Source organism: Ruegeria sp. CL7 (assembly GCF_056536445.1).
This window is the reverse complement of sequence record NZ_JBQFPQ010000006.1, coordinates 69,689-95,456: the sequence shown is the minus strand read 5'-3', so window position 1 is coordinate 95,456 and position 25,768 is coordinate 69,689. Positions and strand designations below refer to the sequence as shown.

23 protein-coding genes are annotated in these 25,768 nt (G+C 55.9%); 16 read left to right on the top strand and 7 right to left on the bottom strand.

Translation table 11 applies throughout. The annotated features are described in order from the left end of the window. The 5 genes from ACR0LI_RS15075 (at position 1) to ACR0LI_RS15055 (ending at position 5,619) form a co-directional block, all read left to right on the top strand. Complete coding sequence (locus ACR0LI_RS15075; RefSeq protein ID WP_152460515.1) at positions 1-378, top strand: ExbD/TolR family protein; 378 nt, start codon at positions 1-3, stop codon at positions 376-378. After that, entirely contained in the window at positions 375-1,523 is a 1,149-nt protein-coding gene (locus tag ACR0LI_RS15070) for an energy transducer TonB family protein (protein WP_480718773.1), read from the top strand. Before ACR0LI_RS15075 ends, ACR0LI_RS15070 begins: the two co-directional genes overlap by 4 nt. A gap of 234 nt (positions 1,524-1,757) precedes the next feature. After that, positions 1,758-3,644 carry a DUF3604 domain-containing protein gene (locus tag ACR0LI_RS15065; protein ID WP_480488798.1) on the top strand — a complete coding sequence of 629 codons (1,887 nt, stop codon included), beginning with the start codon at positions 1,758-1,760 and terminating at the stop codon, positions 3,642-3,644. Between the two features lie 158 nt (positions 3,645-3,802). Beyond that, positions 3,803-4,633, top strand: a complete 831-nt coding sequence (locus tag ACR0LI_RS15060; protein WP_480718772.1) for a peptidyl-prolyl cis-trans isomerase — start codon at positions 3,803-3,805, stop codon at positions 4,631-4,633. Further along, positions 4,630-5,619: a HupE/UreJ family protein gene (locus ACR0LI_RS15055; protein WP_480718771.1), complete on the top strand. Its 990-nt coding sequence runs from the start codon at positions 4,630-4,632 to the stop codon at positions 5,617-5,619. The genes ACR0LI_RS15060 and ACR0LI_RS15055 overlap by 4 nt, the downstream gene beginning before the upstream one ends. A 160-nt stretch (positions 5,620-5,779) precedes the next feature. On the opposite strand, the gene ACR0LI_RS15050 is transcribed toward ACR0LI_RS15055, so the two are convergent. Continuing rightward, on the bottom strand, positions 5,780-6,727 hold the full coding sequence (locus ACR0LI_RS15050; RefSeq protein WP_480491005.1) for an AraC family transcriptional regulator: 948 nt from the start codon (positions 6,725-6,727) through the stop codon (positions 5,780-5,782). Positions 6,728-6,784: 57 nt separating this feature from the next. On the opposite strand from ACR0LI_RS15050, the gene ACR0LI_RS15045 reads away from it, so the two are divergent. From ACR0LI_RS15045 to ACR0LI_RS15030, 4 genes are all read left to right on the top strand, one after another. Beyond that, entirely contained in the window at positions 6,785-7,006 is a 222-nt protein-coding gene (locus ACR0LI_RS15045) for a hypothetical protein (protein WP_480491007.1), read from the top strand. A gap of 4 nt (positions 7,007-7,010) precedes the next feature. Beyond that, the gene (locus ACR0LI_RS15040) at positions 7,011-8,675 is read left to right on the top strand and encodes a sulfatase-like hydrolase/transferase (protein ID WP_209835065.1); all 1,665 of its coding nucleotides are present in this window, start codon (positions 7,011-7,013) and stop codon (positions 8,673-8,675) included. 143 nt (positions 8,676-8,818) lie between these two features. Continuing rightward, entirely contained in the window at positions 8,819-9,928 is a 1,110-nt protein-coding gene (locus tag ACR0LI_RS15035) for an HlyD family secretion protein (RefSeq protein WP_480718770.1), read from the top strand. Positions 9,929-9,945: 17 nt separating this feature from the next. Further along, complete coding sequence (locus tag ACR0LI_RS15030; RefSeq protein ID WP_480718769.1) at positions 9,946-10,692, top strand: outer membrane protein; 747 nt, start codon at positions 9,946-9,948, stop codon at positions 10,690-10,692. Positions 10,693-10,951: 259 nt separating this feature from the next. On the opposite strand, the gene ACR0LI_RS15025 is transcribed toward ACR0LI_RS15030, so the two are convergent. The 4 genes from ACR0LI_RS15025 to ACR0LI_RS15010 form a co-directional block, all read right to left on the bottom strand. Next, on the bottom strand, positions 10,952-12,022 hold the full coding sequence (locus ACR0LI_RS15025) for a DUF2793 domain-containing protein (RefSeq protein ID WP_480718768.1): 1,071 nt from the start codon (positions 12,020-12,022) through the stop codon (positions 10,952-10,954). A 170-nt stretch (positions 12,023-12,192) separates the two neighbouring features. Beyond that, entirely contained in the window at positions 12,193-13,632 is a 1,440-nt protein-coding gene (locus ACR0LI_RS15020; protein ID WP_480491012.1) for a mannose-1-phosphate guanylyltransferase/mannose-6-phosphate isomerase, read from the bottom strand. A 69-nt stretch (positions 13,633-13,701) separates the two neighbouring features. After that, positions 13,702-14,595 carry a UTP--glucose-1-phosphate uridylyltransferase gene (locus tag ACR0LI_RS15015; protein WP_480621053.1) on the bottom strand — a complete coding sequence of 298 codons (894 nt, stop codon included), beginning with the start codon at positions 14,593-14,595 and terminating at the stop codon, positions 13,702-13,704. Between the two features lie 658 nt (positions 14,596-15,253). Continuing rightward, the gene (locus ACR0LI_RS15010; protein ID WP_480718767.1) at positions 15,254-16,495 is read right to left on the bottom strand and encodes a lytic murein transglycosylase; all 1,242 of its coding nucleotides are present in this window, start codon (positions 16,493-16,495) and stop codon (positions 15,254-15,256) included. Between the two features lie 179 nt (positions 16,496-16,674). On the opposite strand from ACR0LI_RS15010, the gene ACR0LI_RS15005 reads away from it, so the two are divergent. The 6 genes from ACR0LI_RS15005 to ACR0LI_RS14980 are packed head-to-tail and all read left to right on the top strand — an operon-like array spanning position 16,675 to position 23,207. Then, positions 16,675-17,634, top strand: a complete 960-nt coding sequence (locus ACR0LI_RS15005; protein ID WP_480718766.1) for a cytochrome ubiquinol oxidase subunit II — start codon at positions 16,675-16,677, stop codon at positions 17,632-17,634. Further along, entirely contained in the window at positions 17,631-19,721 is a 2,091-nt protein-coding gene (locus tag ACR0LI_RS15000) for a cbb3-type cytochrome c oxidase subunit I (protein ID WP_480718765.1), read from the top strand. Before ACR0LI_RS15005 ends, ACR0LI_RS15000 begins: the two co-directional genes overlap by 4 nt. Beyond that, entirely contained in the window at positions 19,718-20,350 is a 633-nt protein-coding gene (locus ACR0LI_RS14995) for a cytochrome c oxidase subunit 3 (protein WP_480491018.1), read from the top strand. Before ACR0LI_RS15000 ends, ACR0LI_RS14995 begins: the two co-directional genes overlap by 4 nt. Then, positions 20,343-20,669, top strand: coding sequence for a cytochrome o ubiquinol oxidase subunit IV (locus tag ACR0LI_RS14990; protein WP_224856200.1), 327 nt, complete (start codon positions 20,343-20,345; stop codon positions 20,667-20,669). Before ACR0LI_RS14995 ends, ACR0LI_RS14990 begins: the two co-directional genes overlap by 8 nt. A gap of 34 nt (positions 20,670-20,703) precedes the next feature. Continuing rightward, the gene (locus tag ACR0LI_RS14985; RefSeq protein WP_480718764.1) at positions 20,704-21,687 is read left to right on the top strand and encodes an HlyD family secretion protein; all 984 of its coding nucleotides are present in this window, start codon (positions 20,704-20,706) and stop codon (positions 21,685-21,687) included. After that, entirely contained in the window at positions 21,684-23,207 is a 1,524-nt protein-coding gene (locus tag ACR0LI_RS14980; protein WP_480718763.1) for a DHA2 family efflux MFS transporter permease subunit, read from the top strand. Before ACR0LI_RS14985 ends, ACR0LI_RS14980 begins: the two co-directional genes overlap by 4 nt. On the opposite strand, the gene crcB is transcribed toward ACR0LI_RS14980, so the two are convergent. Then, positions 23,204-23,566 carry a fluoride efflux transporter CrcB gene (crcB, locus tag ACR0LI_RS14975; RefSeq protein ID WP_171724559.1) on the bottom strand — a complete coding sequence of 121 codons (363 nt, stop codon included), beginning with the start codon at positions 23,564-23,566 and terminating at the stop codon, positions 23,204-23,206. The genes ACR0LI_RS14980 and crcB overlap by 4 nt on opposite strands. Further along, positions 23,563-23,931 (bottom strand): fluoride efflux transporter FluC, encoded by a 369-nt coding sequence (locus ACR0LI_RS14970; protein WP_480621061.1) that lies wholly within the window; start codon positions 23,929-23,931, stop codon positions 23,563-23,565. The genes crcB and ACR0LI_RS14970 overlap by 4 nt, the downstream gene beginning before the upstream one ends. A gap of 249 nt (positions 23,932-24,180) precedes the next feature. On the opposite strand from ACR0LI_RS14970, the gene ACR0LI_RS14965 reads away from it, so the two are divergent. After that, positions 24,181-25,761: an FMN-binding glutamate synthase family protein gene (locus ACR0LI_RS14965; protein WP_480718762.1), complete on the top strand. Its 1,581-nt coding sequence runs from the start codon at positions 24,181-24,183 to the stop codon at positions 25,759-25,761. Positions 25,762-25,768: the final 7 nt, after the last annotated feature.

The window sequence follows — 25,768 nt, the reverse complement described above, 5'->3', positions numbered from 1 at the left end:
ATGATCCGTTACATCCGACCCGGTCGAAATCGTGATTCCACCATTCCGCTAATCAACGTCGTCTTTCTGATCCTGATCTTTTTTCTGATTACGGGTACGATTGCACCGCCATTGGATCCCGATCTGGATCTGGTGAATACAGCGGACCTTGACGGCCGCGAGCCGCCGGATGCGCTTGTTCTTCATCGGGACGGGACATTGAGCTTTCGCGGCAATCCGATCGAGGCGGAAGCTTTCATGGCCGCGCATGACTCGGGGCCTGTGCGGATCGTTCCGGACAGGAATGCGTCGGCCTCTCGATTGATGGAGATCACCAGCAGTTTGCGCCGGTTGGGTGCGCCAACCGTTTTTCTGGTGACCGAACAGGCCCTAGAATGATCAGGCGGTCTATTTCTGTTGCAATCATTGCAATTTCGATTTCCGTACTGGTACATCTGATCGGCCTGATTGTCACGGTGCCAGAGTTGTCAGATCCGGCTTCCGGGGAAACCGGTGCCGACACAATCGAACTCAGCAACGCGTTCGAAGAGTTGGCCGATACCAGGATCGAACCCGTACCGCCCGCTCCGAATGAACCGCCAACCCCTCCGGTGGAACCGCCAACCCAGCCGCAGGAGGCAGAAGTTCCGACAAGTGATGCCCGCGTGGCCTCGCCGAATCCGCAAGAGACGTTCACGCCCGACACCGGGGATTCAACGATTATCCAGCCGAGGGCGCCGGATGAGATTGTCGTGGACCCTGTAGACCAGAACCTGGAGGACGAAGGCGAAGCCGCCGAAGCCGAAGGCGCTGCGTCGGCAAGGCCTGAAGCGTTGGCCGAAACACCCGAGGTGCCTAAGGAAGAGGCGGTTGCTCCGGTTGAGCCTTCTTCTGCCGAAGAACCGGTGTCCAAGGAACAACAACAGATCGCCGCGTTACCGGTCGAGGTGGCTCCGGTTGTTCCGGAAAACACGTCCCCACTTGAACCTGTGATACCGGAAGAAGCGTCAGAACCTCTGGATGAAGACGCCGAATTGACCGTACCCGATGCCAGCGTGGACGGATCCGAACAGGCCGTAGCCACGTCATTGCGGCCTCGCCTTCCAGACCGACGCCCGCAACCCACCCTGCGGGGTGCGTTGGATCCGTCAAGCAACTTTGACGCTCTGAGATTTCCGGAGCAGACGATTGAATCACCGCTGGCTACGTATCAAAGAGAGGGTGTCGACGCCTTCCGACAAAACCGGGGCGGCACACGTTCAGGCGGGCGGGGGCCGGGAAATTCAGACACCACGAACTATGCAGGTCAGGTTCTTGTTCATCTGAACAGGGCGCCAATCGTTTACGTTGCCGGTCGAGGTTATGCGCGGGTGTTTTTCCAGATTGACCCGGATGGTTCATTGGCCTGGGTTGATGTCGTCGAAAGCTCTGGCTCGCCGGAAATAGAGCGCGCAGCCAAAGAACAGGTTCGAACCGCCGCACCTTTCCCGCGCCCGCCGGGGGGCGTCAGCCGGAAGCTTTCATTTTACTATCAGATAAGATGATCCGACGGGTCTTGTCAGGTGAACACGATTAGCGATCACCCTAAGGGCTTTCGCCGAATTCCCTGATTGCGCGGGTTTGCAGCTCTGAGATTAAAATACCCTTTGGCCGATAGAATGTGATATAAGAAAATGGGAATATAATAATGGCGCGATGAAATTCGCCCTCATAGCTAAGTATTCCTGAACTGGGAGGTCACTTTGTTTCGGAAGTCTGCTTGCATAATCTCACTCATATTGGTCCCCGCTGTTGTTGGTGCCGACGCCGTACCCAGCGAAGATGCTGCCGAGGGATTGTTTTCTGATCAGCCGTATTCCCCTTACGCCCAACGCACATTTCCTGAACGTCCATTATGGGGGGACACTCACCTTCACACCGGGCTTTCGCTGGATGCGGGTGCTTTCGGGAACACCTTGCTGCCGGATGAGGCGTGGCGTTTCGCCAAGGGTGAGCAAGTCATTTCTTCAACGGGCCAGCCTGTAAGACTGTCACGACCATTGGATTGGATGGTTCTCACGGATCACACGGACCTGATGGGGTTCGCGCCGGATTTGCAGGCTGGCAAGCCGGGCGTTCTTTCTGATCCCAAAGGACTGGAGTGGTACAAGGGGTACAAGGCCGGCGGGGAAGAAGCCGGTAAAGCGGCTTTCGACATCATCACCAATTTTTCGCAAATGACACTGCCGGAAATCCTGTTGGAATCGTACAGCCCCGGTGCCGATGCATTTGCCTTTACCTGGGAAAGCATCGTTCTGGCGGCAGAGCGGCACAATGACCCCGGCACTTTTACCGCTTTCATCGGCTTTGAATGGACCTCGGTACCGAAAGGGTTCAACTTGCACCGTAATGTCATGCTGCGGGATGGGCCAATCAGGGCGCTTCAAATGGTGCCGCCGGTCACGCAGCCGCCTTACGGTGATACGGATCCAAAGGCGCTTTATGCCTGGCTTGAAGAGTATCAGGAAAAAACGGGGGGGCGTGCAGTTGCCTTTGCCCATAACGGGAACCTGTCAAATGGGTGGATGTTCCCAACTGAAGACACGTATCACGGCGGCAAGGTTGACGAGGAATATGTCGCGGCCCGCGCAAAATGGGAGCCCCATTACGAAGTCACCCAGATAAAGGGTGACGGTGAAGCGCATCCTTTCCTGAGCCCGGATGATGAATTTGCCGATTACGAGAACTGGGACGTCGGCAATCTGGACATAACCGAGTTGAAAACCGATGACATGCTGGCCGGAGAATACGCCCGAGAGGCATTGAAACGCGGATTGATGCTGGAAGAAAAGTTTGGCGTGAACCCCTATAAATTCGGCATGGGGGGTGCGACGGACAGCCATACCTCTCTAGCCACGGCCGAAGAAGACAACTTCTTTGGAAAATCCGTCAGCGTCGAGCCCTCAGCCTCGCGTATCAAGCATCCGTTCATAGCCAATGACCTTGGTGAAATTCCCGGCGACCTGCTTGTCGCCTCCGGATACACGGCTGTCTGGGCTACTGAGAATACACGCGCGGCGATCTTTGACGCGTTCAAGCGCCGCGAAACCTATGCAACGACCGGGCCAAGGATCGGCCTGCGGTTCTTTGGCGGATGGGATTTCAGTGAAGCTGATGTTGAAACCCGTTTTCTGGCCAATGTTGGCTATACCAAAGGGGTGCCAATGGGTTCGGACCTGCGCCCGCGCGAGGGTGAGGCTGCGCCAAGCTTCCTGATCGCCGCTCTGCGCGACCCGGTTGGTGCCAATCTTGACCGTGTTCAAGTGATAAAGGGATGGCTCGATTCTGAAGGTGCCTTGCAGGAAAAGGTCTACGACGTCGCATGGTCGGATAACCGCGAGGTCGATCAAAACGGCAAAGTCCCTGCGGTTGGAAACACTGTGGACGTGGATACTGCCAGCTGGACCAACACAATCGGAACGGCCGAACTTGTCACCGTATGGTCAGACCCGGATTTCGATCCGAATGCGCGCGCATTTTACTACGTCCGCGCCATCGAAATTCCAACGCCGCGTTGGATCCTGTATGACAAGTTGAGATATGGCATCGAATTGCCCGAGGATGCAGTGCTTACGCATCAGGAACGCGCCTATTCGTCCCCGATCTGGTACACCCCGGCAGAGTGATCCGTTCTGCGATTGGAACACAAGCCGAGTTAATGACCTTACCTCGGTGCGTCCTCCGCGTTACTGTAACACGCGGAGGGCATCATCATGCAAAAACCCGACCCGATGACGCCAACATCTGAACAAACAATCTGGCCACGTTTCACGCAGGAGGCTTGATGCGAGTACTGAAAGAACCTCTGCTCCATTTTTTTTTGATAGGAGCGGCAATTTTTGTTTGGTTCCATATTGTAGCGCCGGAAAGCGAGAACGTTGAATATCTTGAGAAAATAACACTCGACCAGGATGACGTTGCGCTTTTGTCCGCTCGTTTCGAAGCGCAGTGGAAACGCCCTCCAAGCGATGCGGAACTGAAGGCTTTGGTCGACGCATCCATTCGTGAAGAGGTTCTGGTCCGGGAGGCAAGACAACTTGGTCTGGATCGCGGAGATCCCTTGATAAGGACCCGGCTGAGCCAAAAAATGGATTATCTGACCGAAGCCATTGCCACTTCCATCGTTCCGAATGACGAAGATCTGGAGGTTTTTCTTCAGGAAAACGCGGAACGCTATGCAACGCCTGTCATGGTGGCTTTTAATCAGGCCTTTCTTGGAGAGGAGCCCGGAGAGGCCGAAATCGAGAAAGCCCTGGCCACCCTGCGCGCCAAGCAAGACATCTCCGATCTGGGCGGTTCGACCTTGCTGCCGGCATCAATGCCTTTGTCCGCGACGCGGGTTGTCGAGTCGGTCTTTGGAGGAGGGTTTTCGCAAAGCATAACAGAGGTCGTAACAGGTCAGTGGACGGGACCGATCCGGTCAGGTTACGGTATCCACCTTGTCGAGGTCGTTGCGGTCGAGCCCAGCCGAACACCGCCACTTGCTGAAATTCACAATACGGTGCTGCGGGACTGGCGCCGCGCGATGAGTGAAGATCTGGCGCAAGCGCAATATCAGTCTCTGGCCGAAAAATACGAGATTGTGGCCCCCGATCTTTCAGGCCCGGCTAAATGAGAGCTTTGATCTGCTTCCTGTTTGCGCTGCTGTTTGTGTGGCCTGCAAATTTCGCTGCTGCGCACGCGCTTGATCCGGGATTTCTGGAAATTCGTCAGATTGCCTCTGACACCTGGAGCGTTCATTGGCGAAAGCCCGACGTGAATGGCCAACCGATGGCGATTGACGCAGTTTTGCCAGATGGCTGCACTCCGGCGCGTGGCCCGGATCCCATATCCGACGGTCGAGGGTGGGTTTCGTCCTGGGTCGTCGAATGCCAGGCGGGTATCGCGGGCCAACCCATTGCCATTGAGGGCCTTGAGACTCAGAGAAACGACGTGCTGGCGCGTGTGCATCCCCAGGATGCGCAACCTACTACGTTTCGTTTTACACCGGATATCAATGTTCAAATCATACCTTCTGAACAGTCGACATGGTCAGTGTTTGCCGCATATTCCCAGTTGGGATTTGAACACATACTGGAAGGTTGGGATCACCTTCTGTTTGTCTTTGCGCTGTTTGTTCTGGTCCGCGATCCATGGAAACTTGTCGGAGCCGTAACAGCGTTCACACTTGCGCATTCAATAACCTTGGCGCTGGCAACGATGGGCGTTTTGAATGTTCCCGGACCACCGGTCGAGGCCGTTATCGCACTGTCCATCGTTTTTCTGGCGATGGAGATCGTCAAAGGTGGCGAAGGACGGTTCCGGCTTTCAAAACAGAAACCCTGGATCGTATGCTTCGGGTTCGGGCTTTTGCACGGCCTAGGTTTTGCAGGGGCATTGGCTGATATCGGGTTGCCCACTAACGATATTCCCGCGGCATTGCTGGCCTTCAACCTCGGTGTCGAAGCCGGGCAGCTGAGTTTTATTGCTGCCTTGGCTCTTTTGATGGCGACCTGGCGGCTGATCGCGTTCCCGGTTGGCAAACATGCCACGGTCTTGACCGCGTATGGGATCGGCTCAGTGTCAATGTACTGGCTGATAGAACGCATAAGCGGTTTTTGAACCGTGGCGAAGTTGCAAGTTGAGCAAGATTTTGTGAATCATGACGGCGCATGTGCCTGAAATGGAATGCGGCCCGAGCCTGACCTGCTGAGCTTTTGCGCGGTTTCGATTTTGCTTCCATGAAAGGCCATGGTCACAAACAGCACAAAGCCAAGTGTTTTCAATCGACAGTGGCCGATGGCAATTCGCCGAAACACTTTTTGTAATCTTGTGAGAACTGCCCGATATGCCAAAAGCCATATCGGTTTGCGGCGTCAGAAATTGACAGATCTTTGCCTTGTTCTGCAAGCAGGCTGCGAACCCTGTTAAGGCGGAGCCTTGTGTAATAGGCCTTTGGGCCGATACCGAATTTTTCGTTGAACGCGCGTTCCAATGTGCGCAATGACACACTGATATCCCCGCAGATCTCGCTGATGGGGACGTTTTCGTCCGGGGTCGCCGTCATCCGATCAATGGCCGCAGCAAGTGCCAGAGCTTTTCGGTTTATCCGCGGTTCCCTGCGATCCGCCCCGCCCCCCAAAGCGATCCGCAGTATCTCTTCGATCAAATGGGTTTCGCCCTGTTCTGACGAATTTGGGTTCGCCAACAAAGTCTGAATGTCGTTCAAAAGCGCAGCCGAGCGATCAGGTGGCGTTGCAGGTAACAAAAATGCCCGGAATTCCGTATCAGAAACTGCGATCCCCAGCTTCTCGCCTATTTTCATCGCATTCTCAGTTTCAACGGTCATCGTATATCCGCCGAACCCGCTGTCGCTGATACAGTCGAACTCATCGCCGCTGCCGAAGGACAGAAACGGTGGCGTTTCGATGCTGGTACCGTTCCAGTCCGTCAGTCTTGAATGGGTAGGGATGCCAAATGTGATGTGCCCCTTCGGAGACGCGCCGATCTGGTGCACACGCCGCGAGAAACCAAACTTCATAACGGAAATAAGCGGGCCGGATCTAACCTTGAAATCAGCCTGCATTTCGCCGTCTTCGATCTGACGGAAATCCATATCCCATTTGGATATTGCGGCGATCTGGTTCGGATCACGGAAAGTGGCCGCAAAAAACCGGGGCGCTTCGGGCGGGGCCAAGTCTAGTTTTGTCGATTTTTTGATGCGGTGCAAAATATCTCCCCTGTAGTTTGCATGAAAAGCTTAGTCGAAACATAGGAATATGTTCAAATGAAATTGCCCGATCCGCTTTCCGCGCCCAAACGTGGTCGCCCTCCGCTTCCGAAAGCAGAAGTGCGGTCGGAACGGATCGTGACCCTTCTTACACCTTCACAGCGTCACAGGCTTACGCGTCTTGCGGATTTAACCGGTCAGACACTTTCCAGTGTCGCCCACGATCTTATCGCACAGGGTCTGGAGCGAGAAGAAAACCCAAGGAAAAAGGAAACCTAAAGAAATGGATCTCAAGTTGTTTTTGCTGGGTTCTCTGGCGATCAGCGCACCTGCCTACGCGCAGGATGCACCCATTGCGCATGATTCCGAGTTTTATATCCTTCAGGCCCAGAACAAGGATGCCTGGGAACAGGACGATACAGCCGTTGATCAGGCTCTTGCGGCATTTCGAGACGAGAACGGTGGCAACCCCCCGAACATCATCAGTATTCTGGTCGATGACATCGGTTTTGGGGATATGGGTATCCCAGAATTGAACGCGGTACGCGGCATCAGTACCCCAAACATCAACGATTTTTCTGACGAAGCGATGCGCATGGTGCGCATGTACACCGAGCCATCCTGCACCCCGACACGTGTGGCCCAGACGACCGGTCGTCTGCCGGTTCGGATCGGAATGGGTGATACGACCGTCGACATCGCCGGTTTCGGTTTGCCCGGAGAAGAAGTGACGCTTGCCGAGGTATTGAAGGCCGAAGGATATGCAACCTCGCATGTCGGGAAGTGGCACATGGGTGACATTGCCGAGAGCTGGGCAATGAACCAGGGGTTCGACTATGCGCAGCACGCCGTTCATCAACAGGGTCAGTTGACGATTTTCAATGACGATGCAATCCGCGAGCAGGTTTCGGTTGGTATCGCAGATTTTGTCGACGATTACACGATCGACGACTGGTTCCGCCCCGATGCATCGGCCATGGCCACGGTGATCGAAGGAAATGCCGGCGGACCTGTTCGTGAGATCCGAATGGAGCCGGGTGAGCGTTGGAACGCAGCCAAATATGATGAGATGAACCAAGCTTTTCAGGACAAAACCCTGAGTGAACTGGAACGCTTGGCCGGCGGTACTGAGCCTTTCTTCCTACAGTATTGGCCGATGATCCCGCTGGACAACACGCGGGCCGGGCGTGACGGGCCGGAAAGCGTCAATGGAGGTCTGTACGCCGACAAACTGCAAGAGCTGGATACGTATTTGGGCGAAATCTTCACGCGCATGGACGAGCTTGGCGTGGCGGATAATACGATTGTCGTGTTGATGGGCGATAACGGCCACTTCACCAAGTATTCACCGGCATCTGGTTTTACGCCAATGGTCTATCGCGGAGGCAAAGGCGATACGACCGAGGGCGGCGTTCGCGTGGACGCTTTCATAAGGTGGCCGGCTCTGATTGAACCAGACAGCATGATCAACAACATTATTCATGTGTCTGATCTTTATACGACGCTGGCTCGTTTCGGCGGCGCGGTTCAGCATATTCCCCGAGACCGGTTGATTGATGGCGTGGATCAATCTGCCTCGATCCTGTTTCAAGATGAAAGCAAAGGTCGGCGTGATCACGTGATCATCTATTCGGTGAATACCCCAAAGGCGGTCGTCAAGGACAAGCTGAAGCTCAACCTGCCCGGGCCGGGTCAAAACGCGATCATTGCAGATTTCTTTGATGTGATGCGCGACACGCACGAAAAGTACCCGGTTTCGACCGAAGTTGGTGCTTGGGGCGGGCAGGAGTTCGTCCGCATACTGGGACGCCACATGGCGAGAAAAGAGCTGTTCCCCGATACTGGCCCGGCCACAGGAATGCCGTATGAAGGAATTGAAAACCTGCGGCCGGAAACGCAACAGGCAGTCGAGGCTTTCATGGTCAAACGATCTTCGGCGCAACAATGAAACAAGGCCGCGCGCGTCAACAGAAATGCGCGGCCGCGAAATCGACACGCAAATAGGGCAAGCGTTGGCGTACTTCTTGGCCGCATCCGAAACCAATCTTGCGCCCCGCTGGTATCAGCAGCTCTGCGCAATGGAGTAAACATATGCTTATTGTCTTAGGTCTCTATTTCGGAGTGATCTGGGTGGCGTTTTCCAAGCTGGGGCTGCTTCCATGGAACCGGTTCTGGAAATCTGTCGTCTATGGGGGTGCCGCAATCATTGCTCTGGTTGTAATCGGTGCCCTCAACCACACCACACCGACAGGGCCTGTTTCGGTGCAAGGCGTTGCCACCAACATTGCCCCCAATGTGTCAGGTACTGTTGTTGACGTTTCGGTTCGCCCCAATGAGCGGGTTGCGAAAGGGGATCCGCTGTTCCGGATTGACGATACATCCTTTCGGATCGAAGTCGCCCGGCTGACAGCCAGTCTTGAAACTGCGCGTTCTGCGGCAGATCAGTTCCAGTCCGATCTGGCAGCGGCGGAAGCCGACATTGAATCCCTCACCGCGCAATTGACCTTTGGCGTCCAGCGCCGTGACGACATTGTCGATCTTGAGAAGCGGGGGGCATCGACGACCTTCCAGTTGCAGGAAGCCGTGTCTGCCATCGATCAATTGTCCGCAAGCCTGCGCGCGGCCGAGGCGCGCAAAGCCGGTCTGGAGCGGCGGATTGCCGCCAAGATCGACGGCATTGATGCCGGCGTGGTCGAGGCTGAGCAGGCTTTGGCGCAGGCGCTTTGGAAGCTGGAACAAACAGTCGTGCGCGCGCCGGAAGACGGCTTTGTCACCGCCGTTTCTCTGCGTCCCGGTAATCGTGTATCTATCGCACAGGGGGCGATCTCTTTTGTTGTCCCCCATGACCGCCATCTGATCGCAAGTTTGCCCCAATCAAGTCGCATGAACGTTTCCGTCGGCGACCAGATCCGCCTTGCGCTGCGAATCCAGCCGGGCGGCGAATTACCAGGGACCGTCATATCGTTGCCCGTAGGAACGGCAGAGGGCGTTGTTGACTCGCGCACGGGCCTTCCTTCACTGCGCGACCTGGCTGGCGTGTCCAGCTATCCGGTGCTAATCGAAGTTCCGGACCAGATCAATATCGAAGATTTTCCATTCGGGACTTCCGGCACTGCGCTGGTGGTTACGGACAAGGCGGGCGCAATCGGTGTGTTGGCGGAAATCCTGTTCTGGATCACCAAAAAGCTGAATTACATCTGAAACATCGGAGGGACGAGATGAAAACAGAACTGGCAATAAAAGGCACGGGTTTGGCCTTGGTTGCGGCGTTTGGCACAACCGCTTCCGCGCAGCAAAGCGATTGGTCCCATGAAGCGACGATTTACCTTTTCATGCCTGAAACGGAAACGTCTATCGAAACCCCGTCAGGAACATTGGACGGCACGTTGAGTTTTTCTGACGCTCTGAGCAACCTGGATTTCGCCTTTATGGGCGCGTTTGCGGCATCCAATGGGCGTTGGAGCCTGCTGGCTGACTACAATTATACAAATTTATCCTTCAGCAACAGTGGTGCCGGTCCGTCTGGATCCACTCTCGATACATCATTCACCACCCAGTTCCTAAGTGGGTACGTGGCCTATCGGGTCTATGAAGATCCTTCCGTTCAACTGGACATTGCCGGTGGTTTCAGATGGTTCAGCACCGAAACCAATTTCACACTAACGTCCGGTTCGGCATCTGGGCGCACGACCGTTGTGGACGACGATTGGGTAGACCCGGTCATTGGCGCAAGAATACGTTACGTTTTTTCCGACAAATGGACGGGAACCGGGTTCGTTGATTATGGCGGCTTCCGCAGTGACAGCGAAACGTGGCAGGTTCTGTTGACGGCAGATTATGCTATCAATGACAGATGGGTGATCCGTGGCGGATATCGCTATATCGCCTTCGACCATGAGATTGGCGGCAATGATTTCGAGTTCCATCAGTCCGGGCCGGTGATCGGGGCGACCTACCGATTCTGATTGATTGTAAACGAATATTGTCTTCGGCTTTGACTTGGTACGAGACGTCAGTCGGGGAGGCGTGCATGTTTGGTCGGTGCAAACTTTTTCTTACAAGTTGTTTGCTGCGTTCCGTGAGCGGGCGCTCCACCAACCATTCTGCTTTTGCCGGTGTGATGAAGGGCTGCAAATCTGGTGGCGCGGGTAAACGCGGAACGGGTCGCAACCGATCTGCTGTCGGATTGGCCGCCTGATTCCGGTATCCAGGCGGCCCTGCCTGTCAGAACCAGCGACCAATGGCCGTGACGGATGGCGCCAAGGCTGCCGCATCCGAGATCGCCGAGAAGACAATGAATGTCGATTGGGACGACGAAGGTGTATCAAACCCGGTAAAACGGGTTGCAATACCTCCGGTACCGTTCAGGTTCGGGGGCGTCGAAAAGTCAGCCGGAAAATCCCAGGTTATTGGGCCGTTTTTGAAAAGAGCACCCTCAGCAGTCGTGCAGGCCACGGGCGCAAGAGTGGCCGTACAGATCTGAGTGCCGTCGGCAAACCGCACATAATCTCCGTTGGCATTGCTGCCGCGCTCAATGACAGCGCCGGTCGGAACACCTGCGTTTTCCGCCACTGTTCCAAGAAGGTTTCCAGGGCCGTATCCGTAGTCGGCGCGCATCAGTCGGCCCGAAGTCGTGTCGCTGGCGTCCGCCTGAACAGCTGCCCCCGACACGGTTCCGGCTACAGGATCAAAAGTCATCGCTTCAGTCCAATTGCCGCCGTCAGGAGACACTTTGATGGAAAATCCGGTTGTGCCAGACAGTCCCACTTCCGCGTGACCCGTCCAGTTCGATTGGAACAACAGCGACGCGGTATCACCTGCGCTGGCTTTGTTGATCTTCAGCTGATGCCCGCCGCCTTCGTGGCTCAGCAAGGTCGCCGGGCTGCGAACGGATAAACGGTTCGTACTGTCTGAATTGGTCGCGACCCCGACTCCGTCCAGGTTCTGAGTGCTGACTGGAAGGGGGGCCCAGGCTGTTCCTGTCCAGTATTTCAGATCTCCGGCCGCTTCATCCCAGGCGCGCCAGCCAATGTCGGGGGCCACAAAATGCCAGGCGTTGTCCAGCCAGGCGGCAAGTTCACCGGCATGTCCTGTCCAGTCCCCGGTCGGGTTGGCTCCAAGGGCATGAACTTCGCCTTGCTCGGGGACAACAGGAGGTGTCCCGGAATCTGTGGACCGTACCGAGAGTTGCACGACCAGATCGAGCTGTCTCAGGGCATCGTTGTGGGTAACGTGTTTTTGCGCTTGTGCCGGTTGCAGCAAAGGCAGGTTCAATCGGGGGGATGTTTGTGACACGGGGGGTCCTCCTGTGGCGTCGGTCCGAAGCTTCGGTTGCGCGCTACCCTGCCGCAAAGCGCGTCAATCCTGTCTGACCGGGCCGACCGCCCAGGGAAGATTTTGGTAAGATTCTGATGTCTGCGGAGAACCCGCCGATAGGCGTTCCCGTGCAGAGCAATGCCCGGGAATCAATCTCGGGCGTAGATGTCGTCGTATCGGATGATGTCGTCTTCACCCAGATAGGTGCCAGTCTGAACTTCGATCAAAACCATGGGAACTTTCCCGGGGTTTTCCATTCGGTGTGTCGCTCCCAGTGGGATATAGACGGATTGGTTTTCGGTTACCAAACGCTCCTGATCATCGATAGTGACCTTGGCCGTGCCTTCAACCACGATCCAATGCTCGGAACGATGATGGTGAGATTGCAGGCTGAGCGACGCACCGGGATGCACATGGATGCGTTTGACCTGAAACCTGTCTCCGATCACAAGGCTTTCGAACCAGCCCCACGGACGATGATCCACCGGCAGGGATTCTGCCTGCTTCGCCCCCTTGGCCTTCAGCGCTGCAACGGCCTGTTTCACGTCCTGGGCCTTGTCCATGCTCGCGACCAGAACCGCATCGGGCATCGCAATGGCAATTACGTTTTCCAAACCCATTGCCACGACTTCCTGTGCCGGAGACTCGGACCGTATCAGTGCATTGCGGCAGTCGATTGCTGTTACTTCTCCGTTGGTCGCCACACCGTCTTCATCGGGGTTCGACAGCTCTTGGACCGCGGTCCAGCTTCCGACATCGGACCAGCCAGCGGAATAAGGCACCACGCTCAGGTTCAGGGCCTTTTCCATCACTGCATAGTCTATCGAAATGTCTTCCACACCTGCCCATGCCGCCGGGTCCAGTCGAAGAAATCCCAAATCCGTTTTTGCCTCGGCTACGGCCTTTTGAACCGGCGGGATCAGTTCGCTCGCGTGCTGTTCAAAAGCTGCAAGGATATCGCGAACTGCAAACAGGAAGATCCCCGAGTTCCAAAGATAGCTGCCATCCGACAGCATAGCCTCGGCCGTTTTCCGGTCAGGTTTTTCCACAAAACGATCCAATGGAACAGCTTCTTGGGACGTATCCGGCGGATGGCGGAGTTTGAGATAGCCGTATCCGGTTTCCGGGTGCGTTGGAGTGATGCCGAAAGTTACCAGATCGCGCCGTTCACTTATTGCCCGTACGCCTTCGGCGACGGCTTGATGAAAGGCGTCCATGTCCGGAACCACGTGATCAGACGGCGCCACCAGCATGATGCCATCCGGATCTCGCGCCGCCAGATACAAGGCTGCAGCAAGAACAGCGGGGGCGGTGTTTCGACCTTCGGGCTCGATCAGAATTGGGCCGGGGTCAATTCCGACGGCCATCAATTGTTCCGGGACAATAAAGCGAAAAGCCTCGTTGGTCAGAACAAGTGGCTTTGCATACGGGGCCTGAGAAGGGCCGAGCATCCGTTCCGCGCAATTCTGCAACAGGCTTGTTTCACCGACCAGAGGAACGAATTGCTTGGGATAGCTTTTGCGCGACAGGGGCCACAAACGTGTTCCCGAACCACCGCAAAGAATGACGGGGTAGACTGTATTGGTCATGCACGTGCCTTCGAATTGCGGGTGACTGACAGTATTGCCATGTTTTTGGTCAAGTAAAACAATCTGTGACTACTGAGCAGCTTTCCCCGTGGCGACAATGTCATTCAGATATTGGCTCAGATCATCGCGCAGGTCTTCGCGGGCAAGAGCAAAAGCAACGGTGGCTTGCAAAAAGCCTGATTTTGAACCGCAATCAAATCGCTGACCATCGAATTTATAGCCGTAGGCCGGCACTCCGGCGGCAATGTCCTGGGCGATGGCGTCGGTCAGCTGGATTTCGCCACCGCTTCCGGTTTTTTTTGCGTTGAGGTTGTTCAAAACGGACGGCCGAAGCACGTACCGGCCGATGACTGCCAAATTGGATGGCGCTTCTGATGGGTCAGGCTTTTCAACCATGCCTCGGGTGGGGACGACGGACCCGATATTGTCGCCAACATCGAGCACGCCGTAAGAGCTGGTCTTTTCCTTCGGAACTTCCATCGCCGCGACCATGTTGCCACCGGTGTCTCCGTAGGCCTCGATCATCTGTTGCAGACAGGGTTTGTCGGCGGCGATGACGTCGTCAGGCAGCATGACGGCAAATGGTTCATCGCCGATCAGCCGCCGGGCGCACCAGACCGCGTGTCCAAGCCCCAGAGCTTTGTGCTGGCGGATATAAGCGATCGCGCCGCTTTCCATATTCGTTTTGTTCAGCACGTCCAGAAGTTTGTTTTTGCCTTTGGCTTTCAGCTCCTGCTCCAGCACCAGGTTGTGGTCGAAATAGTCTTCCAGCGCGGATTTCCCGCGTGACGTTACAAAAATGAATTCCTTGATCCCGGCTGCACGGGCTTCGTCAATTGCGTATTGCACCAATGGACGATCCACCAGCGTCATGATTTCTTTTGGAACGGATTTTGTCGCTGGCAAAAAACGCGTTCCCATGCCCGCTACAGGAAAAACCGCTTTGGTAACTTTGCGTGTCATGGTGCCTCTCAATTATCAAGTTTTGCCAGCAGAGCAGGAAATGTCCGGAATGTCCTCATAGGCCGCAATGCCCTGTCAATCAATGATGCCTGATGGATCAGGCTGCTATCAGTCAAATCGTGCCACCTTGCCAGGGAGGAGTCAAAAGTCCGCTCTGATGCGGTATCCATACTGAATTTGCGTACCATGTGCTTGGATCATTGGCTGACTGCACGGTGAAGAGCGGGATATATCGCATTGGTCCATCACGAAAAATTCATAGGCTTGTTCTTCGCGGCGTATCTTGCAGATCACGAGGTTCCCCGAACCGACCCGACTGTGTTGCCGCACCGCGTATCGTGTTATTTTTGCGTGGTTTTCCCAACCGGAAACCGCGACCCGCCCAAAGCAGCCCACAACCCTCATTTTCGGAAGCACGGGGTCTGAAGGACATACCGCGTCAAAGGGTGCAGACGGACAGAGTTTCTTACTTCCACAAGGGCGGCTGACCGCCTTGTTCAACGCATCCGAGTTTTTGATTTTCCCTTTTAGAGTTTGTTTTCGAATGGGCAACAATTGTTACGAGGTTCCGTTGATAGGTTCTGGAAGCGCCTGATTGTTGCACATTGGATCGATGAGCCGGCCGGGTGTCAGAGTCGGCTGAACAACTTGGTTTGCCTCACGGGGCCAGGCTTGTTTTCATCAGCGCATCCGGAAAGCAGGTCTGTTCGATGCCCAGGGTCTCTTGCCATCGACCGATCGAACGACGCGTTTTGAACCCCGGCAGCCCATCGACCCCTCCGACATCATGCCCTTTTTGTTCCAACGCCTGCTGCATCTTGGCGATATCAGATCTGTACAGCCCGCCGACCTTTCCCCAAGCACCATTGAAATCTCCGATACCGTATTGAATACGGTCGCCAACATGGCCGACAAACAAGGCATACAGGTCGCTTTTGTTGTATTCCTTCAGAACGTAGAAGTTTGGCGTGACCAGAAATGCCGGACCATGTCGTCCTGCGGGCATCATCAAGTACCCGTCACCACGCAGCTCATGGGCTGGAAAGGGTTTGCCCGAGACGCGACGTACACCCATCTCAACCCAGTCCTGAATAGGTCGCCCCTGATCGGGGCCTTCCAAAGCGCAAGAGACATTTTGGGGTACGACAACCTCGAATCCCCAATCCCGTGCAGGAACCCAGCCGTGTTTCATGAGGTAGTTTCCGATTGACGCAATCGTATCTTCGGGTGACCCCCAAATATCAGCCGCTCCGTCGCCGTTGCCGTCGGCAGCATAGGACAAATAGTTGGACGGCATGAACTGAGGCTGACCCAAAGCGCCAGCCCAACTGCTTTTCATTTGCCGGGCGGGCTGGTGCCCTGCTTCTGCGATTTGCAGCGCGGCAACAAGCTCGGCTGTGAAATAGTCTGCCCGGGTGCTCATGAAAGCCTTGGTCGACAGTACCCGGAAAGCATCATGCCGGATCGGAACCTGTCCGTATCCGCTCTCTCTTCCCCAGATCGCCAGAATAATGCGGGCAGGAACGCCGGTTTCGGCTTCGACCGCCGCCAGAGTTGCGGCATGGCGCCGTGCCATTTCCCGTCCTGCCGATGTTGCGCCTTGTACCGACCCCGGATTGAAATAGCGACCGGGTGAGCCAAACTCGGCCTGCTTCTGGACCTTGGGCGTTTTGCGCGCGCTTCCCGGAGGCACCAGATCAGGCAATTTCCAGTCAAGGGTCACGCCGGAAAGGGCTGCTTGCATCGTCTCGCGTGTCACACCTTTGGCCTTTGCCCGAGGCCAAATGGTTTCTTGCAACCACGACTGAAACTGGCGTTCGATCGCCGCACGATCCTGTGCCAACAAGGGCTGAAAGAGCAGGATGAACCCGAAAGAGAATACCAGAATACGCATCGTCATTTTGTCTGTCCCGGTTGGGATTGCAAGTCAACGGGAAGATGCCGCAATGGCTTGGGCCCATTTACCCGAAGTTGAATCGGGATAGACTTGGGCAATTGGTGGTTTGAAAAACTCTTGAGAAAATTCACGCACTTGTCGATAGTCGAATGATATTTTGTATGAGGAAGGGGCAGTCAGTCATGGCACATGTAAAAACGCCCAATCCAATCCCTTTGCTTGCGATGGCGGTGATCCTGTTTGTGTCGATGCCGCACATGGTTTCCGCCAGCGACAGTTTCATGGATCCGCAAGGACCCATTGCCGCCATCCAGAAAACGCATCTGCTGCGGGCGACCGCTTTGATCATGGTGGCTGTTATCCCTGTGCTGATACTGGTGCCGTTGATCGCGTTTCGTTATCGCCGCAGAAGGAACAGTCACGCAGCTTACCGACCGGATTGGGATTTTTCCGCGAAACTGGAATTCCTCATGTGGGGTGTGCCCGTTGTGATTGTGGCGCTCCTGTCGTTCTACCTTTGGAAGGCCACCCATCGGCTTGATCCATACGCGTCGGCGTTTGGTGAAGATCCGGCCTTGCGCGTGCAGGTTGTCGGGCTGGATTGGAAGTGGCTGTTCATCTATCCCGATCTTGGTATTGCCAGTGTGGGCGAGTTCGGCATTCCCACCAAAAAGCAAGTGGCTATGACGCTGACCACCGATACCGTCATGCAATCCTTCATGATCCCTGCGCTGGCGGGCCAGATTTACGCGATGCCGGGAATGACCACCCAACTGCATCTGGTCGCGGACGTCCCCGAGATCATGCAAGGCGAGAACACGCAGTACAACGGGCGGGGTTTTACCAAACAGAAATTTCGTACCGTTGCCATGAACAGTGATGAATTTGAAAGCTGGGCCCAGAAAGTGCGCGAAAATGGTATCCGACTGGACCCGGAAACGTATCAGATGCTCGCGATGCGGACAGACAGGGATGAGGTGCAGGCGGCGCTGGGCACCGACAAAATGCCAAAGGACGCGCTGTACTTCACGATGGAACAAGATTTGTTTCAAACGATCCTGCACCGCTATCACAGCGGCAAAGCGCTGCCGGTTGATCAACAGCCGGGAACGGCATCCTTCGGGCAGGTGGTGCAGCAATGACGCCGTCCTATTCAGGATTCCTCGGCCGCCTCGACTGGGATGCGCTTCCGATCACAGGGTTGATCCAGAACCCGAACGCGAATGAGATCGTTGCCAACGCCGCGGCCGCAATCGTCTTGGTTGGCGTTGTCGTCGTGGTCAGCCTGCTCAGCTGGTTTCGGTTGTGGACGCCCCTCTGGCGCGATTGGCTGACCAGTGTTGATCACAAGAAGATAGGGATCATGTATGTCGTCTTTGCCATCGTCATGCTGGCGCGCGGCGTGTTGGAAGGCGTTGTCATGCGCGCGCAGCAAGCCGCGGGCCCGGGCGACGGGTTCCTGGAAGCCGAACATTTCGCCGAGCTGTTCAGCACCCATGGCACGATCATGATTTTCTTTGTCGCGGTGCCTTTTGTCTTTGGTATCGCGAACTATGTCGTCCCGCTGATGATCGGGGCGCGGGATGTGGCGTTCCCTCGCTTGAACCAGATCAGTCTGGGCCTGACGGTGTCTTCCGGTATGATGCTTATGGTTTCGCTGGTCGTGGGGCGGTTCTCGACCGGTGGCTGGACGGCCTACCCGCCGTATACCGGGGCCGCCTTCAGTCCGGGCGTTGGGCCGGACTACTGGATCTGGGCGATCGTTGTATCGGGTATCGGCACGACGCTTACCGGTATCAATTTTGCCGTGACGATCTACAAGATGCGCGCGCCGGGCATGACCTTCATGCGGCTGCCGATGTATTGCTGGACCATCATTTGCAGTTCGATCCTGATCGTCTTTGCCATGCCGCCGCTGGGCGTCGCGGCGCTTTTGCTGGCCGCGGACCGCTATTTGGACTTCCACTTTTTCACCAATGACCTCGGCGGCAACATGATGAACTATGCCAATCTGTTCTGGCTGTTCGGCCACCCCGAGGTTTACCTGCTGGTTCTGCCTGCCTACGGCATCTACTCCGAAGTTTTTGCGACTTTTTCGGCCAAGAGGCTCTACGGCTACAACTCGCTCGTCATCGCCACGATGTCGATCGCGGTTCTGTCGTTTACCGTCTGGCTGCACCACTTCTTCACCATGGGGCAGAGCGCCCTGATCAACGCCGTTTTTGGTATCGCAACCATGCTGATCGCCATTCCCACCGGTGTAAAAGTCTATGACTGGATGGCGACTTTGTGGCGGGGGCGCATCCGGTTCTCGGTGCCGATGCTGTATGGTTTGGCATTTTTGATGTTGTTCGTGATTGGTGGCCTGAGCGGGGTGATCCTGGCCAATCCGACCGTGGATTATCAGGTACACAATACGCTGTTCCTGGTGGCCCACTTCCACAACGTACTGTTGCCGGGTGTGCTGTTTGGACTTTTGGCCGCCTACAACTACTGGTTCCCCAAGGCATTCGGATTTCGCCTGAACGAATTCTGGGGCCGCGTCACGGTTGCCCTCTGGACCATAGGATTTTTGCTGACCTTCATGCCGCTTTATTTCGTCGGACTGATGGGGATGCCGCGCCGTTCTTTCAGCTATGATGACCCATCTTTCCATCCCTTCATGATGGTGGCGATCGTCGGGGCGCTGGTGATTACCTGCGCGTTGTTCTCGGTTCTGATCCAACTTTGGGTCAGCATCCGTGACCGCGAAAAGACCCGCGTTCCCGTTGGAGATCCATGGGATGGACGGACGTTGGAATGGTCTGTTCCGTCGCCGCCGCCGCCGTACAACTTTGCGATCATCCCAACCGTTACGGACCGGGATGATTTTGCGGCAGCAAAGGAAAAGGGGGCAGCCTACCCAACGCCCGACGCCTATAAAGATATCGATTTGCCGCGCAATACAGGCATTGGGTTCGTTCTGTGTGTCATGAGTGGTATCTGGATGTTCGCGCTGGTCTGGTGGATCTGGTGGTTGGCTGCATTGATGACGGTTCTGATGATCCTGGCGGTGATCGTCTGGACGTTCGACGACAGTACCGAGCTGACCATACCGGCGGAAGAAGTGCGCAAGGATCACGAAGCCTGGCTTGCATTGGTTCACGGTGAAAAGGCGGTGGATCGCGATTTCGAGACGTCTTCGGAAAATCGCGGCCTCGCCCGTCCCGATCTGGAGGCGGTGACATGAAGCGCGCGCCCACCCACAGCTATCCGGGTATCAACCTGGGGGAACGTCACGCGAGTGCTGACAAGGCGACCGAGGTCGTCACCTTCGGGTTCTGGGTCTTTTTGATGAGCGACCTGGTCTATTTCGGCCTGATGTTTGCGATTTACATCACGATGATCGATGCACAGGCCGGTGGTCCCGGCCCGCACGAGCTGTATGATCTCAAAAGCGTCTTTGCGCAGACGCTCATCCTGTTGACAAGCAGTCTGACGGTTGGCCTTGCCATGCTGGCGCTGAAATACAATCTGCCGCGCGCTCGCATTGTCTTGTGGTTTGGCGTCACGCTTTTTCTGGGCATCAGCTTCCTAGTGCTAGAGGTGCGTGATTTCATGGCCATGGCGGAACAAGGTGGCATTCCGCAGCGCAGCGGTTTCTTGTCGGCTTTCTTCGGACTTGTTCCGCTGCATGGCTTGCACGTCGCCGCTGGGTGCTTGTGGCTGATCGTTCTGGGTATCCAGTTGCGCGTGAAAGGGATGACGGACGTCATTATCTCGCGCGTGGTTCGGTTGGCCCTGTTCTGGCATTTTCTGGACCTGATCTGGATCGGGATCATCACCATCGTTTATTTCGGAGGCCTGACCTATGGATAAGCGCTCTGAAATGCACCGTCGCGAGCGTCGGCGCTATGTGATCGGATACGGTGGTTCGCTGCTGTTGACTTTTGCGACCTTCGGCGTGGCCCATCTGTTTGGGATCGAAACCCCCGGTGTTTACCTGACAATTGGATTGCTGGGTCTGGCCCAACTTGTTCTGCAACTTGTTTATTTCCTGCACATCGATCGCCGGCGCAGCAGCCGCGAAGACCTGCATCTGGTTCTGTTTTCCACGATGGTTCTGTTGATCATGATTTTTGGAACGGTCTGGGTGCTGGGCAATCTGGCAATACGAATGCACATGCATGTGATGTGATGCTCATGGGTCGTGTTCAGAAAGGGATATGAGAATGAAGCCACTCAAAATCGCAGCCGTGGCTTTGATACTTGCAGCAATTGCAGTCGGTCTTGTTCTGTTCTGGAGGCACGAAGAGCGCTACCCGTCCACTCAGGATGCATATCTGAGCGCGAACATTATCTACGTCGCTGCGCAGGTTACTGGGCAGGTGGCCGATGTACATGTGATCGAAAACCAGCCCGTGAAAAACGGCGATCTGCTTTTCACGATCGACGACACTCAATTCAAGGCTTCTGTGGATGCAGCCAAAGCCAATCTGGATAGTGTGATACAACAGGCCAAATCCTATTCCACACAGATTGCGGCAGCTGAGGCTTCGGTCGACAGCGCCCAATCGGCCTACGATACTGCATTGAAGAGTTTTGAACGTGCAAAAGCCCTGTTCGCATCAGGCGATGTCGCGCAGGCATCGCTGGATCAGACGGCATCGGATTTCGCCCAAGCCTCTGCAAGGTTGACGACCAGCCAGTCCAGCCTTTTGGCACTGAAAAGCGGGTTGCAGGCCAAACAGGATGATATCCTGTCTGAGCGGGCACAGCTTGAAATAGCGGAAACCAACCTTGCCTGGACCAAGATCCATGCTGCGGCCGACGGATGGATTGCCAATCTGACTCTTCGACCAGGATCCTCGGTGTCCGCCAATGCCCCGCAATTCTCGATTGTCGAATCGTCCGATTGGTGGGTGGACGCGAACTTCAAAGAGACCGCATTGGCGCGCATTCGTCCGGGGCAGTCGGTCACGATACGTGTCGATATGCTCCGCGGAACGACGCTCACAGGTAAGGTGGCGTCAATCGGGCGAGGGTCCGGGGACACGTTTTCCTTGTTGCCCTCGGAAAACGCGAGCGGGAATTGGGTCAAGGTCACCCGGCGATTTCCGGTTCGGATCGCGCTTGACCCGACCGATGCGCCCTTGCGTGTCGGAGGCAGCAGCAAAGTTGTCGTAGATACAACAGGTCCGGTGGACGGCAAATGACCCCTGCGGCGTCCGGCCATGTGAACATGGTGATCGTGATCGCCGTTGTTCTCAGCGCCATTCTGGAAGTCCTGGACAGTACGATTGTCAATGTGGCGTTGCCGCATATCCAGGCCGCATTCGGGGCGACGACCGATCAGGCGACATGGATTCTGACCAGCTATATCGTTTCCGCGGTGGTCATCATGCCGTTGACAGGGTTCGTCGCCCGACGCGTGGGCCGACGACGGTTGATCCTGACGGCGGTGACTGGTTTTGCCGTCATGTCGATGATGTGCGGCATGTCCTGGAGCCTTGAGGTCATCGTTGCCTTTCGGCTGGCTCAGGGCATGTTCGGCGCTTTCCTGATCCCTTTGTCCCAGTCCATTCTATTTGATGCCTTCCCGCGGGAAAAGCGCGGACAGGCAATGGCCATCTTCGGTCTGGGCGTCGTGGTGGCGCCGGTACTGGGGCCAACGGTCGGTGCAATCCTGACCGAATATTTTTCCTGGCGGATGGTCTTCTTTGTCAATGTTCCTGTGGCGGCCCTTGCGCTGCTTCTGCTGGCCGGAGAATTGCCGGAAGACAAAACCGAGGAGGTTCAGATCGATTGGAAAGGCCTTGCTCTGCTGGCTATTGGAATCGGGTGCCTTCAATTCGTTCTGGATCAAGGCGAGACACTGGACTGGATGTCGTCCCGCGTCATCCAGGTGGCTGTGATCGCAGCAATTCTCGGGGCGTTTGGTTTCATTTTTCACGCGTTGACCTCTCGCAATTCGGTTGTGGACCTGCGTCTGTTCGCAGACCGAAACTTTGCCCTGTGCAATCTGATCATCGCGGGTTTTGCCGTGTCTCTGTTCGGGGGCATCGCGATTTTGCCGACGCTTGTTCAAAGTCTGCTGGATTTCCCAGTCATCGCGTCGGGCCATCTGTTCATTCCGCGTGGCCTGACCGCAGGGCTGTCCATGGTTCTGACCGGCGCAGTTCTGGTAAACCGCTTCGATCCGCGCCTGCTGGCGGGCATCGGCCTGTTGCTGACAGCAATAGGGAATTTCATGATGGGGGCCATCAACCTCAATGCCGGTTTTTGGGAGCTCGCATGGCCGGGGGCCATCAGCGGCCTCGGGATGGGTCTTGTGTTCGTGCCCATGTCGATACTGGCTTTCGAGAGCATCAGTAAAGGCCGGCAGGACGAAGCTTCTGGTCTGTTCAACGTGACAAGGCAACTGGGGTCGTCGGTTGGCATCTCGTTGGTCGGCACCTGGGTTGTACGCGGGTTGCAGACCAATACGGCGGTGCTCAGCCAGAATGTGACGCCCTACAACCCCGCGGCCCAGGCGTATCTGAGCCCGCTTGGCCTTGCGCCGGACAGCGCTGAAGGTGCTGCCATTCTGGGCCAGGAAATCATGAAGCAGGCCGAGATGATTTCCTATTTGACCGTTTTCAACAATCTGGGTCTGCTTGCCTTGGCGACAATTCCATTGCTTTTCTTTTGTCGCGCTCCGAAGCCCGGGTCACATGTTGCCGCTCATGTGCATTAGCGCGTCAAGGTCAGCCCAAGCCACAGGGCGAACCAGCACAGCACCAGGCTGATCAGGATATTGCCAGCTGCCAGAACCAGAGTCCGCTCGCGCCGAAGTTCAAGAGATTGATAGGCAAAGCTGGAAAAGGTGGTGAACCCGCCGCAGAATCCAAAGACCAGCCGTCTTTGATCCTCGGGGATGTCGACAGGGCCGCCCAGATAGCCGATCCAGATCCCCAGCAGCAGGCTGCCCAATACATTGACGATCAACGTCGAAAAGGGCAAATCGTGCCGCACTTTCAAAGCCAGCCAATGACGCAGGACCGCCCCCAGGCCTCCGCCCAGTCCGAACATCGCATGAAGATAGAGGTCATTCATGACGGTGACCTCTCGGAATGAAAATGGTTGCCCAGCTTCTCTCCGACCAGGGCAGCGCCAATGCCTAACGCGACTTCCAACCCGACAGCAAGCGGCACGGCCCAAAGATCACTTTCGGCAATACGTTCCAGATCAGCTACAAAAGATGAAAAGGTGGACAACCCACCACAAAATCCGACCGCGCCCAGATGCAGAACATGCGCGTGCACCTTGTGACGTATTGAATACAGCCACCCCAAGACAAAACAGGCCGCCACGTTAATGCCGAAGGTCGACGTGAGGAAACTGAGGCCGGGGATTTCCAGCGCGAAAACTTCGCGCAACAACGATCCCAGCGCCCCTCCGACAAAGACGGCGAGAAACATAAGGCTCTTTCGGTCGCGTCGGGGTTGGGAATGCGTCTTTGTCAAGTGTATGCCTGTCGCCTTCTGGTATGCGTGGCATATCCACTGGCGACACCCTGTTCAACTGTTGAGCCACCGTAACGCACTTTCACGTTTTCGTCTTTGGGCGGATAAATTCCCGCGAAAGCTTGCAATTAAAAATCAATCTGTTTCACGTTGAGTGCTGTTGGAACGCGCAACCACCGGTCGGAAACATGAGGAGACAGGAACATGATTGTACGCAGGATCTACTATTTTCTGAGCTATGTCTGCCTGCCGTTCGTGTTGCTGTTGGGGTTCTTCTGGCCACCAGTACATTGGCTTTTGGTCATCTTGGTGCCCTACGCGGTCATCGGCCTTTATGATGTTTTGACTACCAAGCACAATGTGCTGAACAACTATCCGGTTCTGGGGCATTTCCGGTACATGCTTGAATTCGTCAGCCCGGAAATTCGACAGTATTTCGTTGAAACCAACGAAAGCGGCCGACCTTATAACCGGATCGTACGCGGCCTGGTTTATTCCCGCGCCAAGGGCCAGATGGATACGCAGGCCTTCGGAACACAATACGACATAAACGAGGTCGGATATCACCGCGCAAATCATTCGCTTGCGCCCAAGCACGTCGACAAAAGCGAAGATCGCGTCATGTTGGGCGGGCCACAATGCACAAAGCCTTACAGCGCCTCGCGTCTCAATGTTTCGGCCATGAGCTTCGGCGCCCTGAGCGCCAACGCAATCCGCGCGCTGAACGGCGGGGCAAAAGACGGAGGTTTCGCCCACAATACCGGTGAAGGCGGGTTGTCTCCTCACCATCTGGCCGAAGGCGGCGATATCATCTGGCAGATTGGGACGGGCTATTTTGGATGTCGAACGCCGGAAGGCGGGTTTGACAAGGACAAGTTCGCCGAAAAGGCCACAAAGGATGTGGTCAAGGCAATCGAGATCAAGTTGTCCCAAGGTGCCAAGCCTGCGCATGGGGGCGTACTGCCCGCTGCCAAGGTCGATGCCGAAATTGCTGAAATCCGCGGGGTGCCCGAGCATCAGGATGTGATTTCCCCCCCAACTCACAGCGCTTTTGACGGGCCCTCGGGGTTGATGCACTTCGTTCAAGACCTTCGCGAAATGTCCGGCGGCAAACCTGTCGGCTTCAAATTGTGTATTGGCAAACCTTCCGAGTTCATGTCGATCTGCAAGGCCATGCTCGAGACAGGGATTTTGCCGGACTTCATCACCATTGATGGATCAGAAGGGGGTACAGGCGCGGCCCCGGTCGAGTTCACCAACCGTCTGGGTATGCCCCTGAACGAGGCGCTGATTTTCGCAAACAATTGCCTGCGTGGCGTTGGGCTGCGCGACAAGGTCCGGATCATTTGCGCGGGCAAAGTGGCGACCGGATACGACATGGTCGAGAAATTCGCGCTTGGTGCGGATATGTGCAACGCGGCACGGGCGATGATGTTCGCGGTGGGCTGCATTCAGGCCTTGCATTGCAACACCAACCGTTGCCCGTCCGGGGTCGCCACTCAGGATCCCGTGCGCGGGCGCGCTGTGAACATCCCGCAAAAGCGGCGGCGCGTTCACCGGTATCACGACGCAACACTCGAAAGTTTCCGCGAACTCTTGGGTGCGATGGGAAAGGAAAAAGTGTCCGAGCTGCATCCACGCGACATTTTGCGGCGCACGGCGGACGAGCATGAGCGAACCTATGGTGACCTCTACACCTATCTGGAGGATGGTGCGCTGCTAGCAGGTGTTGTGCCCGAGGAATTCGCGGCGGATTGGGAACGCGCTTCGGCATCTCGTTTCTGAGACCCGA

Bases quoted from the DNA above. Each gene is read 5' to 3' on its own strand.
- ACR0LI_RS15075 (WP_152460515.1), top strand. From the start codon at position 1: ATGATCCGTTACATCCGACCCGGTCGAAATCGTGATTCCACCATTCCG.
- ACR0LI_RS15070 (WP_480718773.1), top strand. From the start codon at position 375: ATGATCAGGCGGTCTATTTCTGTTGCAATCATTGCAATTTCGATTTCC.
- ACR0LI_RS15060 (WP_480718772.1), top strand. From the start codon at position 3,803: ATGCGAGTACTGAAAGAACCTCTGCTCCATTTTTTTTTGATAGGAGCG.
- ACR0LI_RS15055 (WP_480718771.1), top strand. From the start codon at position 4,630: ATGAGAGCTTTGATCTGCTTCCTGTTTGCGCTGCTGTTTGTGTGGCCT.
- ACR0LI_RS15045 (WP_480491007.1), top strand. From the start codon at position 6,785: ATGAAATTGCCCGATCCGCTTTCCGCGCCCAAACGTGGTCGCCCTCCG.
- ACR0LI_RS15040 (WP_209835065.1), top strand. From the start codon at position 7,011: ATGGATCTCAAGTTGTTTTTGCTGGGTTCTCTGGCGATCAGCGCACCT.
- ACR0LI_RS15035 (WP_480718770.1), top strand. From the start codon at position 8,819: ATGCTTATTGTCTTAGGTCTCTATTTCGGAGTGATCTGGGTGGCGTTT.
- ACR0LI_RS15030 (WP_480718769.1), top strand. From the start codon at position 9,946: ATGAAAACAGAACTGGCAATAAAAGGCACGGGTTTGGCCTTGGTTGCG.
- ACR0LI_RS15020 (WP_480491012.1), bottom strand. From the start codon at position 13,632: ATGACCAATACAGTCTACCCCGTCATTCTTTGCGGTGGTTCGGGAACA.
- ACR0LI_RS15015 (WP_480621053.1), bottom strand. From the start codon at position 14,595: ATGACACGCAAAGTTACCAAAGCGGTTTTTCCTGTAGCGGGCATGGGA.
- ACR0LI_RS15010 (WP_480718767.1), bottom strand. From the start codon at position 16,495: ATGACGATGCGTATTCTGGTATTCTCTTTCGGGTTCATCCTGCTCTTT.
- ACR0LI_RS15005 (WP_480718766.1), top strand. From the start codon at position 16,675: ATGGCACATGTAAAAACGCCCAATCCAATCCCTTTGCTTGCGATGGCG.
- ACR0LI_RS15000 (WP_480718765.1), top strand. From the start codon at position 17,631: ATGACGCCGTCCTATTCAGGATTCCTCGGCCGCCTCGACTGGGATGCG.
- ACR0LI_RS14995 (WP_480491018.1), top strand. From the start codon at position 19,718: ATGAAGCGCGCGCCCACCCACAGCTATCCGGGTATCAACCTGGGGGAA.
- ACR0LI_RS14990 (WP_224856200.1), top strand. From the start codon at position 20,343: ATGGATAAGCGCTCTGAAATGCACCGTCGCGAGCGTCGGCGCTATGTG.
- ACR0LI_RS14985 (WP_480718764.1), top strand. From the start codon at position 20,704: ATGAAGCCACTCAAAATCGCAGCCGTGGCTTTGATACTTGCAGCAATT.
- ACR0LI_RS14980 (WP_480718763.1), top strand. From the start codon at position 21,684: ATGACCCCTGCGGCGTCCGGCCATGTGAACATGGTGATCGTGATCGCC.
- crcB (WP_171724559.1), bottom strand. From the start codon at position 23,566: ATGAATGACCTCTATCTTCATGCGATGTTCGGACTGGGCGGAGGCCTG.
- ACR0LI_RS14970 (WP_480621061.1), bottom strand. From the start codon at position 23,931: ATGTTTCTCGCCGTCTTTGTCGGAGGGGCGCTGGGATCGTTGTTGCGC.
- ACR0LI_RS14965 (WP_480718762.1), top strand. From the start codon at position 24,181: ATGATTGTACGCAGGATCTACTATTTTCTGAGCTATGTCTGCCTGCCG.